Genomic DNA, 12,463 nt, shown 5'->3' on the forward strand with positions numbered 1-12,463 from the left:
GCGGAGTAACCCGCCGGCATCCTTGAGCGCGGAATCGTGCGGGCGTTTGAGCACCTTGCTCGCGGTGCTACAATCCGTCGATTCTGCGGTTCGTGCGATTCCAGGAGCACCTCCTTGTTCGATTATTTCGTGCCCGGCATCGCGGCCTTTCTCGCCGGCATTCTCAACAGCATCGCCGGCGGCGGCACTTTCCTGACTTTTCCTGCGCTGGTCTATGCCGGAATCCCGCCGGTGGCCGCAAATGCGACCAGCGCGGTGGCGGTATTCCCCGGTTACCTTGGTGCGGTGGCCGGCTTCCGCAAGGAGCTGGCGGCACTCGATCGCACAAACCTTGTGCGACTGATTCTTCTGAGCCTGGTCGGCGGCCTGGTCGGCGCCTTGCTGCTACTGGTCTCGTCGAACGCTTTCTTTTCCTTGATCGTGCCCTTCCTGCTGCTCGCCGCGACGGCCTGCTTTGCGTTTCAGGAAAAGATCCAGCGCTGGACCGCAAGCAGCCGTCTTGCGGTGAAACCATACGGCGCGACCGGCAGCGTGCTTGTGGCCATCTACGGCGGTTATTTCAACGGCGGCCTCGGTATCGTTCTGCTGGCGCTCTATTCGCTGTGGGGCATGGAGAGTCTGAACACGATGAACGGCCTCAAGAATGCGGTTTCGTTCATCATTTCCGCGATTTCGGTACTGACCTTTGCTCTGGCCGGTGTCGTCCATTGGCCGGTCGCAGCGCTCATGATGGTGGCAGCCATCGTCGGTGGCTATGCCGGGGCGTGGCTTGCCCGCAAGCTCAGCCGAAAGACCGTGCGGGGGATCGTGATCGCGATCGGCCTGATCATGAGCCTGGTGTTCTTCGGCCGTCTGGTGGGCTGATCCGCCGTCGATCATTCACCGACCTTGCCCCGCTCCGCCTTTAACGCGGAGCGCCGGGCCTTGTGCTCGAGGCGCCTCGCCACCGCCCGGCGCCCAGGCCGGGTCGGCACGCGCTTGCGCGGCACGACCGCGGCCCCGGCAATCAGATCGTGCAACCTGGCCAGCGCATCGGCGCGATTCTTCGCAAGACTGCGAAACTGTTGTGCCTTGATGACCACGACCCCCTCCGCGGTGATGCGCTGATCGCGGAGCCGCAACAGTCGCTCGCGGAGTGCCTGCGGGAGGGACGAGGCGGCGATATCGAAGCGCAGATGAACGGCAGTGGAGACCTTGTTGACGTTCTGCCCGCCGGAACCCTGGGCACGAATGGCGGTGATTTCGACTTCGCCGGGAAGGATCTCGAACTGCATGCCGCCTCTATCCGATCGCACGCGTGAAATTGGCGTTCGGGCAAGCCCAAGGGGCGGATACGCGCGCGAGCGCAGATCGTGCCGCGAGCCTCATCCTTGCGCCTCACAGCCCAGCAACTCGCCAAAGATCCGGGCCGGCACGGGAGGGCTGAAGAGATAGCCCTGGCAGGCATGGCACCCCTGATGTCGCAGGAAGTTCCGCTGCGCCTCGGTTTCCACGCCCTCAGCCACCACCTTGAGCCGCAAGCTGCGGGCCATGCTGATGATCGCCGCGGCAATCTCCATGTCATCGGAATCATGGGGAATGTCGCGCACGAAGCTACGGTCGATCTTGAGCTCGTCGATGGGAAAGCGCTTCAGGTAAGCCAGCGATGAATAGCCGGTACCGAAATCGTCGATCGACAGACCGACCCCCAGCCCCTTGAGCGCACCGAGCAGCGCAATCGCCTCCTCGCCGTGCCCCATGATCATGCTCTCGGTGAGTTCCAGCCTGAGATTGGCGGCAGGCAGCCCGGTGGTGGCGAGCGTGGCGGTGATCCGTTCGACGATATCGGGCTGGAGGAGCTGACGGGCCGAGAGATTGACCGCCATCACCAGATCCTCGTGACCGGCATCCATCCACTCACGGGCATGCCGGCACGCCTCGTGAAGCACCCATTCTCCGAGCGGCACGATCAGGCCGGTTTCTTCGGCCAGCGGGATGAAACGCTGTGGCGCGATCAATCCATTGTTCGGATCATCCCAGCGCACCAGCGATTCGCAGCCGAGCATCCGTCCGGATGCCAGATCGATCTGCGGCTGGAAATGCAGCACGAACTCACCCTGCGCCAACGCCCGCCGCAGGGCTGCCTCGAGCGCCAGGCGCTCATCGGCTGCGCGGGTGAGCGCAGGCGTGTAGAAACTGAAGGTGTTGCGGCCCGACTCCTTTGCCTGATAGACCGCAACATCCGCATGCTGGATCAGTTCGGTACCGGTCTGCCCGTTGTCCGGGTACATCGAGATCCCGATACTGGCGCCCATGTACACCTGATGTCCGCTCGGCAATTCGAATGGTTTGTCGAGAAGCTCGAGCAATTCGCGGGCGACGCGGGCGGCATCGTCCGAGCGCCTGAGATTTTCGAGAATCAGCAGGAATTCGTCTCCGCCGAGACGCCCGAGCGTATCCTCGTCGCGGACCCGTTCGTGCAGGCGCCGAGCGAGTGCGCCGAGCAATTCGTCGCCAACGGGATGCCCGAGGCTGTCGTTGACGTTCTTGAAGCGGTCCAGATCGATGTAGAGCACGCCGACACTGCACTCGTGGCGCTGGGCGCTTTCGAGCGCATGCTCGAGCCGCGACTGCAGCAACAGCCGGTTGGGCAAGGCGGTGAGAGGATCGTAGTGGGCCAGATGCTCGAGCCGCGCCTGGGAATCCTTGAGCTGGCTGATATCGGTCATCACCCCGACGTAATTGCAGGGAAGCCCTTCCGCGTCGAGCACCGTGCTGATCGTGAGCAATTGCGGATACAACACGCCGTCCTTCCGGCGATTCCAGATTTCACCCTGCCAATGACCGGTTTCGGTAATGCTGCTCCACATCGCTTCGTAGAAGGCGCGATCCTGCCGGCCCGATTGCAGGATCCGCGGGTTCGATCCCAGTGCCTCTGCTTGCGGGTAGCCGGTAATCCGCGAATAGGCAGGATTGACCGCGACGATCCTGGCCTGCAGGTCGGTAATCACGACACCCTCCCGGGTGCTCTGCAACACCGCAGCGGCCTGCCGAAGGGATGCATCGGTCCTGGCCCGTTCGACGGCGAGCCCGCCGAGGCGTGCGAATTCGCCGATCAGATCCAGTTCGTCCTGGGTCGGCGAGCGCGGCTCGTCGTAGTAGATGCCGAAGGTACCGAGCACGCGGCCGGCTTCGTCCTTGAACGGAATGGACCAGCAGGCCCGCAAGCCGGCGGGTTCCGTCACCACCAGGTAATCCGCCCAGTAAGGATGGGTGCGGATGTCACCGACGATGACCGGCTCGCCGATCGCCGCCGAGGTTCCGCAGGACCCGCGGCCAACGCTGGGCTCGAGCGCGTTGACCGCATCGTTGTAGAAGTCCGGCAGGCTCGGTGCCGCCACGGTGTTCAACAAACCGGTGAGGGGATCGCGGAGCAGCACCGACACGCGGGTTTCCGGCTTGATCCGTTCGAGCCGCGTGGCAATCTGCAGCAGGATGGATTCGAGCGATCGCTTGGCCATCAATCCGTCGAGTACCGCGACGCGGGTTTCGCGCAACTGATCGGCAAGCTTGCGGGCAGTCACGTCCTGCCATGCGCCGATCAGCTCTTCACAGCCGGGCGTCTCCGAAGCCGCACAACGCAGCTCATCGCGGATCCAGCACATCCGCCCGTTTCCGTCGAAGAATCGGTATTCATGTGCGATCTGCCCTTCTCCGGGCGACACCGCAAGGGCTGCGCTCGCCGCGTCACGGTCTTCGGGATGAACGTGCGTCTGCCACCATCCGGGCACCATCGCCTGCTCGGGCGTGAAACCCATCCGCTGAGCGATGTTGCCGCTTACCCAGGTGCACGTCACCTCGCCCGCCCGCTTGCGCAGCGTGTAGAGGACAACCGGGCTGGTCGCCAGCACATGGCCGAGCCGCTTCGACGTTTCTCGCAGGCTCATGCGCTCGCGCGCCAACTCGGCCTGCCGATGCACCTTGTCGAGGGTGGCGGGCAGCTCGTGAAGGTAGCTCGCGTGCTTGAAGATGTAGTCATCGACCCCGAGGCGGATCGCCTGGGCCGCCACCGCCTCGGTGCCCTGGCCGGTCACCATGACGATCGGTATGTCCAGCCCGCGGAAGGTGCGCACGATCTTAACCACGTCGAGCGCATCGAGGCCCGGCAGTCGATAGTCCAGCAGCACGACATCGAAGTCGGCCGGCTGCGCACCGTTGGAGGGAAGAAGGTCGAGGACGCTGGCTGCATCCTCGACCACGGTCAGTTCGATATGTGGCGCCGCGCGGGCCAGATGTCGCCTGGTCAGCTCGATATCGGCCGCGGTGTGCTCGGCGTAGAGGACACGCAGCCGCTGGGCGCAGAACGTGCGCGAGCGCTGCGACCGACTGCAGGCGCTTTGCATCGTCGCGGCCAGTTGCTCGGCGGAATCGGACCCCTTGGTCAGATAGTCGTCGGCCCCCGCCTGAAGCGCGCTCACTGCCGCCTGCTGGTCACCCGAGCCGGTGAGCATGATCACCGCGATCGGCAGCACCCGCGACCTGATCCACACGAGCAGTTCGAATCCGGAACCGTCGGGCAGGTTCAGATCGATCAGCGCGGCATCGAAAACGCCGCCCTCGTCGATACGGGCCCGCGCTTCGGCAAGCGTGGCGACCTGGGTCAGCGCGAGATCCGGGACGGCCCGCCGCAGCGCGCGCGCAGCCAGATCGGCATCGACCGGATTGTCCTCCACGTGAAGTACGCGCATGCTGTTGAAGCCTAGGATGGTGGATGATTGATCAGACACCAGTACAACTCGATCTGCGTCGCGACGTCCATGAATTTTTCGAAGTTGACCGGCTTGACGATATACGAGTTGGCACGCAGGCGATACGCGGCCTGCACGTCGCCATCCTCGTCGGACGAGGTGAGCACTACGACCGGCACGCTCTGGCTGACCGGCGTGTCGCGCAACTGCTGAAGGACCTCAAGCCCGCTTACCCGCGGCAGCTTCAGATCAAGGAGGATCACCAGCGGCAAGGGCTCGCCCGCAACCCAGCGCGGCACCATCTCCAGCACCTCCTGGCCGTCGCGGGCCACCTCGATGGGATTTGCAAAATTCCTGCGCTTGAAGGCACGCAGCGTCAGATCCAGATCGACCGGATTGTCCTCGACGAGCAGAATCGGGCGCATATCGGTTTCGGTACTCATCGGGGAAACTCCAGGTAGAAGGTGGCACCTTCGCCGGGTGCGCTCTGCGCTCGGACACGTCCGCCCATGCGCAACATCGCCTTGCGCACGATGGCCAGCCCGACACCGGTACCCGGATAGTCCTCGGCTCGTTGCAGACGCTGGAATATCTCGAAGATTCGATCATGAAACCGCATCTCGAAGCCAATGCCGTTATCGGCGATCTCGAGCGTGATCCGGTCCTCTGTCTGATGTCCCCGGAGACTGAGGCACGGGGACGCGACCCCCTTGGTGAACTTGATGGCATTGTCCACCAGATTGCGAATGACCATCGCAATCCCTTCGCGGTCCCCTTTCGGCACGAGGCCGTCGACCGCCACCTCGATCCGCATGCCCTGTGCTTCGATCTCCGCGCGCCGCTCATCGAGCACGCGCTCGATCTGCTCGGCCAGCGAAACCGGCTCGCCCTGCAGCGCGCGCCGCTCCATACGGGAATAGGCGAGCAGATCCTCGATCAGCCGGTTCATCTGGAGCACGCCGCGATGCACATTCTCGAGAAACAGTCGGCCCTCATCATTGAGCTGGTCGCGATGATCCTCCAGCAGCAGGCGGCTGTAGCCGTCGATGCCACGCAACGGTGCCTTCAGATCATGGGACACCGAGTAGGTGAAGGTTTCGAGCTCCTTGTTCGCCACCTCGAGCTCCCGGGTCCGCGCCTCGACGCGCGACTCGAGATCGGCGTTGAGCGCGCGGATCTGCTCTTCGAGATGCTTGCGCCCGGTGATGTCATTGATTACCGCGACGCGCCCGACGTGCCCCCGGTAATCGATGTCATGCGAACGTGCCTCGATGATGATCACGCTGCCGTCCTTGCGCAGGTGCTGCCACTCCCCGGCATAGGCGAGGCCACTCAGTTTCGACGCCATCTCGACAATCCTGGGTCGCTCGGCCTCGGGATAGAGATCGGTGAGCAGCATTTTCAGCGCCTCCCCCCGACTGTAGCCGTAGTGTTCGACGAAGGCCGAATTGACCGCCAGCAGCCGCAGGCTGCCTCGCTCGTAGACCAGCATCGGCGCCGGGTTGTTTTCGAACAACTGCCGATAGCGCGCCTCACTCTCACGCAGCGCCGCATCGGCGCGTCGCCGTTCCGTGATATCGGTGACGAACCCGAAATAGGCTTCGGCAACCCCGTCCATGCCACGGACGATGTCGACATAGATCTCGATCGGCACCAGACGCCCATCCTTGCGGATGTACTCCTTCTCGTAACGTACCGGACGCCCGGTCGCGTGCAGGGTCGCAAGGGCCTCTCGCTCCCTGGGCAACCAGTGCGCGGGCGTAAGATCACGCTCCCAATCGATCGCTGCAATTTCCTCACGGGTGTATCCGACCAGATCGAGAAACGCCTGGTTGCAGCGCCCCATCGCGCCATTGGGCAAACCGACGGCCACGGGCTGGGACGAGCGTTCGATGACATCGGCAAGAAACGCGGATTCGCGGCGCTGCGAATCAAGCTCGGCCAGTGCCAACACGCGGTCGGTCATGTCCCGCACCACCGCGATGCATTTGGCGCCCCCGGGGAGGCTGCTCAACCGGGCCTCGTAATACCTCGTGCCACCCGGCACCGGCAATTCGTACTCGACCACCACGGGCGCCGCACCGTCGGCGAGCGCCGCGATTCCGGCCTCGATACGCGTGGCGACCTCGTGCGGCAGACATTCGACCATCCGCTTGCCGAGAAAGCGCTCGGGCGACATGTAGAGCGTGCCGCGCCGCGCCCGATAGTCACGGATCGTGCCGTCCTTCTCGAGCAGGAAGAACATGTCGGGCAATGCCTCGAACACCGAATCGAGCACCAACTCTCCCTGCTGCGCCCTGGCCTCGGCTGCGCGACGCGCGGAAATATCCTGGATCGCCCCCTCGATGCGCACCACCTTGTCATTCTCGGCGACCGGGAATCCGATGGTCCGGACATACCGGGCGCGGCCGCGGTCGACAGCAAGTTCCAGTTCGAGGTCGTACGGCTTGCCCTGCTCCACCGCATCCTTCAAGGCCTGCGCAATGATCCTGCGCGACGCCTCCTGGAACAGGGTCAGCCACTGCGACACAGTGACGCCGGGGGTCGGTTCCAGGCCATGGATCCGTGCTGTTTCGTCGGTCCAGGAAACCCGCATGCCGGCCACATCGAGCTCCCAGCCGCCGACCCGGGCGAGGCGGCTGGTACGGTCGAGAATCGCGTGCTGGCGGCGCAGTTCCGTCTCGCCGCGCTTGCGTTCGGTGATGTCCCGGGCCACGCCGAGGATGCCGATCAGATTTCCACCCGCACCGGTGACCGGGGTATTGATCGCCTCGAACACGCGCTCGTTCCCGTCGCGATCGTAGCTGATCCACTCGTCGATGCCGCGGGACACGCTGATGCCGGCCGCCGCCTGTTTTCCAGAAAGAAAATGCTCTGCGCGGCGGCCGATGATGTCCTCGTCACGCACGCCGAAAAACTGCTCGAAGCAGGGATTGCATCCCAGGAAGGCACCGCCCGGGTCCTTCATCCAGATCAGATCCGGCACGGTATTGAGCAGGGCCTCAACACGCGCACCGTGGCTGGCCACCGCCTGCGTCCGGCGGACCAGGCCGAAGACGAGCAGCCCACCCACCGCTGCGGCAACGATCCCCATCAGCCGAATGAGATCACCTTCGCCGGAACCGCCACGCCCCCATCCGGCAACCGGCTCGGCCGCCAGGCGCCAGCTGCCGGACGGCAACGGGACATCGAGCGTGACCGGTCGCGAAGCGAAGATCGAGGCCTCCCCGAAAAAGACCGGCCCCTGCACGCCGCTGCCATCGGTGCCCCGCAAGGCAAGTCGCAGACCGCTGGCCGGATCCTTCAATCCGGCCTGGAGATACAGCTTATCGGCATCGATCACCGCCGACACCAGCCCCCAGAAACGCGGTGCCATGACGCCGCCCTCGGCAGGCAGGAAAACCGGCTCGCGAACGATGATGCCGAGTCCGCCCTGTATCAGCGGGAGCGGGCCGGCAACGACCGTGCGACCACTCTCGCGGGCGCGCAGCGCTGCATCCCGCTGTGTCGGATGGCTTCGATAGTCCAGGCCGACAACCGACTCGTTGCCGGCCATCGGGTACATCAGCGAGACCACCAGATCCGGGGCTCCGGCGACAAGGCGCAGAGCGCTCCCCTCGTTCACGAGGCCGCGAGCGATCGCCGAAAAACCGGCCTGATCGAGCCCAGGCTGCGCGGCAAGTACCGCGGTCAATCCGCGAGCCAGATAGATGTTGGCATTGATTCCGCCTTCGAGCCTGGCCCGCAGCGTGGCAAGCTGATCGAGGACGCCGTTCCGCTCCCGCTCCAGCGCGCGATCGCTCGCCAGGCGTTCAATCACCTGCTCGGTGGCAAACACCGCCAGTACCGCGAGGATGGCGAGCAGCCATGCGCGTGCCTTTCCGCCCACAAGATGGGCTTCCCGTTGCCGTTTCACCTTGGCCATCCCCGGCGGGGTCCGCGCCGCAACACGCAAGACGGCGGACACCGCGACTCGGGCGGATCGGCACGGCACGCATGGCGCACATCATGTCCGCCGAGCCCATTGGCCGATCCGCTGACCCCTCCCATCCGAACGCCGGATGCTGTAGACATATTCAATAGCTCAATCGCGGTTCAATCATCGCCGCCAACCCAAGGGCTCCGCGCTTCTCGAAGCACACCGCTGCGATGCGCGGCGGGACGCAGACGTCATGTTGCTGCGGCAACCGGGCCACCGCAAGCCTGTCGCGAAAAATGTGAGATTTTCGGCCCGCTACCGCCCGTCTCCTTAGCAGCCACTGACGGACGGCGCCACAACGCTGCGCCCCGCGCTTCGGGACATCGGCATTCCGCGCAATGGATCGCCGGAAACGTGCTCAGTCGGGACTTTCGGCCTCGTTCGCGGCAGTTTCGATCGCGCCAGGCGATACCTGCGCCGACTTGAAGTGCACATCGCGCTGCGGATAGGGAATGGTGATGCCCGCAGCCTTGAAGAGCTTCCAGATCGCCACGTTCACTTCGGTACGCACATTGCCGATGCCATTCTCGGGATCGCTTATCCAGATGCGCAGTTCGAGCTGGATGCCGCTGTCAGCGAAAGCAAGCATCCGCGCGGCCGGCACCGGGTCGGAGAGGATCCGCGACGACGCCTTAGCAGCCTCGAGCAACAACGCCATGGCCTGCTCCGGGTCATCGTCGTAGCTGATCTGCACCGGAATACGCACCCGGGTATTGGTGTCCGAGTAGCTCCAGTTGACCACCTCGGAGGTGATCAGATTCTCGTTCGGGATCAAGCGCTCGACCCCATCGCGATCGCGCACCACCACGTAGCGTGCGCGCAATTCCTGCACCCACCCGAACTTCGCATCGTTGGCACCGACCGAGATCACGTCACCGGGCTTGATCGAACGATCCAGCACGAGGATGAAACCGCTGATGAAGTTGCTGGTGATGCGTTGCAGACCGAAGCCGATGCCAACCCCGAGCGCACCGCCGAATACGGTCAGCGTGGTGAGGTCGATACCGACCGCATCGATCGCCAGCAGGAATGCCAGCGTAATCAGGAACACCTTGCTGAACTTGCCGAAAGCCACCTGCAGGGAAGGCGTCATGTTGGGCGACGCGCGCATGCGCCGCTCGATCACCCCCGAAACCCAGAAGGCCAGCGTCAGCAGCACTGCGATCAGGGCGATCAGCTTGATCGTCGCCAGCAGCGAAATCCGCGAAGAGCCCATCGTGATCGCGATCTCGTCGAGCGTCGCCTCGACCGCCGGCAACCATCCCAGCAGATGCAGCGCGACCATCACCCAGATGCTGCCGGCAATGATGTTTTCCCAGGCCTTGAGCTGGGGCGTTACCGGAAAGCCCTTGCGCAGTCCGTAAACCAGCAGGCGAATCGCCGCGAGCGAGACCAGCAGCGGCACCGCCACCTCGAGCAGGCCCACCGGTTGTCCCATGCTGCCGAGAATGCCGCGGCCGAGCAGCACGCAGACCAGCATCGAGGCCGGCAGCAGTACCCGCTGAAGCGTCCGCAACAGGAAGCGCCCCAGACTGTGCTGCGGCCGCGCGTAGATCCGGGCACGCAGCGACTCGTTGTAAAGGTGATGCAACAGCCAGGTCGCCAGTGCCGAAGCCAGCAAGACACCCGCCTGATAGAGAAACGCGGGCGCTGTCATTACCGCGACCAGCGATGGCATGCGATCGAGTAGTGCCCGGATGTCCAGATCCATCTACCCTTCTCTCCGTTTCAAAGGCCGTTCCAACCGTGCAAGGCTCGCAAGCGCGCCACCTGACGCGACAGCCGGCCGACCCTCAGGTCCCGCGCGCCGCCGCCGCGATGTCGAGGGAGCGCAGTCGACGCGCCGGATCGAAGACATCGCTGACCAACATGAACTCGTCTGCGGCAGTCGCCTCGGCAAGCGCAGCAAGACCGGCGGCGACCCTTGCAGGCCCGCCGATCACCGCGGCGGCGAGGAAATCGTCGATTGCGCCACGCTCCTCCGGTAACAAGCGTTCGCGGAAGCGTTGCACCGGCGGCTGCAGCGGGCGGCGATCGCCGCGCAGGATCCCGAGCACGCGCTGATAGGTACTGCTCGCGAGATACTCCGCCTCGTCATCGTCGGGTGCGGCGATCAGCGGCACACCGATGATCACGTACGGTTTCGAGCGCACCGCGGAAGGCCGGAAGAGGCTGCGATACAGGTCGATCGCCTGCAGCAGCTGGCGCGGCGCGAAGTGCGAGGCGAACGCATAGGGCAGGCCCTTTTCCGCAGCCAGACGGGCGGAAAACAGGCTCGAACCGAGCAGCCAGATCGGGACCTCGGTGCCCGCGCCAGGCATCGCCACAAGGCGCTGCCCAGGAAGCGGTGGGGCCAGCAATTGCTGCAGTTCCTCCACGGCTCTCGGGAAATCCGCCTCGGTCTCCGGCCGGTCGCGACGCAATGCACGCATCGTCGCCGGATCGGTGCCCGGGGCCCGCCCCAGCCCGAGGTCGATCCGCCCGGGATACAGTTCCGAGAGGGTGCCGAAGGCCTCAGCGACCACCAGCGGTGCGTGGTTGGGTAGCATGACGCCGCCCGAACCCACCCGGATGCGGTGGGTCTGACCGGCAATATGGCCGACCAGCACGGCGGTGGCGGAACTTGCGATACCCGGCATGTTGTGGTGCTCGGCCAGCCAGTAACGGCAAAAACCGAGTGATTCGGCATGCTGTGCGGTACGCACCGCGACCGCCAAGGCGTCGGCGACCGTCCCGCCTTCGCGCACGGCCACCAGGTCAAGCATGGAAAAGTGTATGTCTTGCAGTGATTTCATCGCCGGCATCCAGAGATCAAGGCCTTGCGCAGCCCGACCACGACGAAGCCCGCCGCGCAAGGCCGAAGCTTACGCGCTTGCGGCGGAAAGTGCCGATATCAGGACGCCCGGCGCGTGACCAGCCACTCGAGCAGCGGTTGCCACTGCAGGCGGTCGATCGCCGCTGCCGCGTCACTGCTTTCGAACAGCGTCACGCCGGATTCGAGCGCCCGGACATAGCGCTGGGTGCTGCGCAGGCAGGTCAGCAGGGGCAGCTCGAACTGCTCGAGGAAATCGACGAGCTCGCGGCTCGAATTGGTTCGCGCATCGACCCGCATGCCGACGATGCCCACGCCGACGCGATCCTTGCGCACCGCCTTGACCTGCGCGAGTTCTTCAAAGAAATCCCGGCTTGCCATCATATCGAAGCGCGACGGCGACACCGGCACGATCACCCGGTCCACCTCACCCAGCAGCTGCTTGAGGCGCTTGCCATGAAGGCCGGCCGGCGTATCGAAGATCGCCACGCTGCAGCCCTTGGGCGGCGCCACCAGCTCATCGGTCGGCTCCCAGTGGTGAATCTTCGGCTGGGAAGGCGGACGCAGGTCGAGCCAGTGCCGGCTCGATTGCTGCCGATCCAGATCGCCGATGAAGACGACCTCGTCATTCATCGCGAACCAGCTCGCGAGATGTACCGCAATTGTTGATTTACCACAGCCACCCTTCGGGTTGGCGACCAGAATTTTACGCATCGTGCAGCCTTCGTGACGCTGTCCTGCGGGCGCGCCTGCCCGCTTCGGTGTACTGGTGCGGCTCAACCCGGCGCGGAGCAAGGGATCAGCCGGCGGAAGATCGGCGGAGCGGTCTGGCGACCGGACATGCATGGCAAAAAGGGTAACGTATCCGCGCAATCCTATCTACCTCGCCCCACCCCGGAATCGGTAATCCGGTGTGTGCTGCCAAATCGGGCAGACACAAACGGC

Annotated in this window: 8 protein-coding genes; 1 reads left to right on the forward strand and 7 read right to left on the reverse strand. The window is 64.6% G+C overall.

Going from position 1 to position 12,463, the window contains the following annotated elements; all coding sequences use genetic code 11:
* The first annotated feature begins 114 nt into the window (after positions 1–114).
* Positions 115–864, forward strand: coding sequence for a sulfite exporter TauE/SafE family protein (locus GQB03_RS12730; RefSeq protein WP_159689779.1), 750 nt, complete (start codon positions 115–117; stop codon positions 862–864).
* An 11-nt stretch (positions 865–875) separates the two neighbouring features.
* Here the strand turns inward: GQB03_RS12730 and arfB are convergent, their stop codons facing one another.
* The 7 genes from arfB to GQB03_RS12765 all read right to left on the reverse strand — a co-directional run bounded on the left by arfB (position 876) and on the right by GQB03_RS12765 (position 12,232).
* Complete coding sequence (arfB, locus tag GQB03_RS12735; protein WP_159689782.1) at positions 876–1,274, reverse strand: alternative ribosome rescue aminoacyl-tRNA hydrolase ArfB; 399 nt, start codon at positions 1,272–1,274, stop codon at positions 876–878.
* Positions 1,275–1,364: 90 nt separating this feature from the next.
* A complete protein-coding gene (locus GQB03_RS12740) occupies positions 1,365–4,727 on the reverse strand; it encodes an EAL domain-containing protein (protein ID WP_159689784.1) in 3,363 nt (1,120 codons plus the stop codon).
* Between the two features lie 11 nt (positions 4,728–4,738).
* Positions 4,739–5,170 (reverse strand): response regulator, encoded by a 432-nt coding sequence (locus tag GQB03_RS12745; protein WP_159689787.1) that lies wholly within the window; start codon positions 5,168–5,170, stop codon positions 4,739–4,741.
* Complete coding sequence (locus tag GQB03_RS12750; protein WP_159689789.1) at positions 5,167–8,652, reverse strand: PAS domain S-box protein; 3,486 nt, start codon at positions 8,650–8,652, stop codon at positions 5,167–5,169. The genes GQB03_RS12745 and GQB03_RS12750 overlap by 4 nt, the downstream gene beginning before the upstream one ends.
* A gap of 412 nt (positions 8,653–9,064) precedes the next feature.
* Positions 9,065–10,417 carry a mechanosensitive ion channel family protein gene (locus GQB03_RS12755; RefSeq protein ID WP_200832211.1) on the reverse strand — a complete coding sequence of 451 codons (1,353 nt, stop codon included), beginning with the start codon at positions 10,415–10,417 and terminating at the stop codon, positions 9,065–9,067.
* A gap of 82 nt (positions 10,418–10,499) precedes the next feature.
* Complete coding sequence (locus GQB03_RS12760; RefSeq protein WP_200832212.1) at positions 10,500–11,501, reverse strand: LLM class flavin-dependent oxidoreductase; 1,002 nt, start codon at positions 11,499–11,501, stop codon at positions 10,500–10,502.
* A gap of 98 nt (positions 11,502–11,599) precedes the next feature.
* Positions 11,600–12,232, reverse strand: coding sequence for a ParA family protein (locus GQB03_RS12765; protein WP_159689795.1), 633 nt, complete (start codon positions 12,230–12,232; stop codon positions 11,600–11,602).
* Positions 12,233–12,463: the final 231 nt, after the last annotated feature.

This window comes from Cognatazoarcus halotolerans, assembly GCF_009800965.1.
Lineage (GTDB): Bacteria > Pseudomonadota > Gammaproteobacteria > Burkholderiales > Rhodocyclaceae > Cognatazoarcus > Cognatazoarcus halotolerans.

Bases quoted from the DNA above. Each gene is read 5' to 3' on its own strand.
- GQB03_RS12745 (WP_159689787.1), bottom strand. From the start codon at position 5,170: ATGAGTACCGAAACCGATATGCGCCCGATTCTGCTCGTCGAGGACAAT.
- GQB03_RS12750 (WP_159689789.1), bottom strand. From the start codon at position 8,652: ATGGCCAAGGTGAAACGGCAACGGGAAGCCCATCTTGTGGGCGGAAAG.
- GQB03_RS12765 (WP_159689795.1), bottom strand. From the start codon at position 12,232: ATGCGTAAAATTCTGGTCGCCAACCCGAAGGGTGGCTGTGGTAAATCA.
- GQB03_RS12755 (WP_200832211.1), bottom strand. From the start codon at position 10,417: ATGGATCTGGACATCCGGGCACTACTCGATCGCATGCCATCGCTGGTC.
- GQB03_RS12760 (WP_200832212.1), bottom strand. From the start codon at position 11,501: ATGAAATCACTGCAAGACATACACTTTTCCATGCTTGACCTGGTGGCC.
- GQB03_RS12740 (WP_159689784.1), bottom strand. From the start codon at position 4,727: ATGCGCGTACTTCACGTGGAGGACAATCCGGTCGATGCCGATCTGGCT.
- arfB (WP_159689782.1), bottom strand. From the start codon at position 1,274: ATGCAGTTCGAGATCCTTCCCGGCGAAGTCGAAATCACCGCCATTCGT.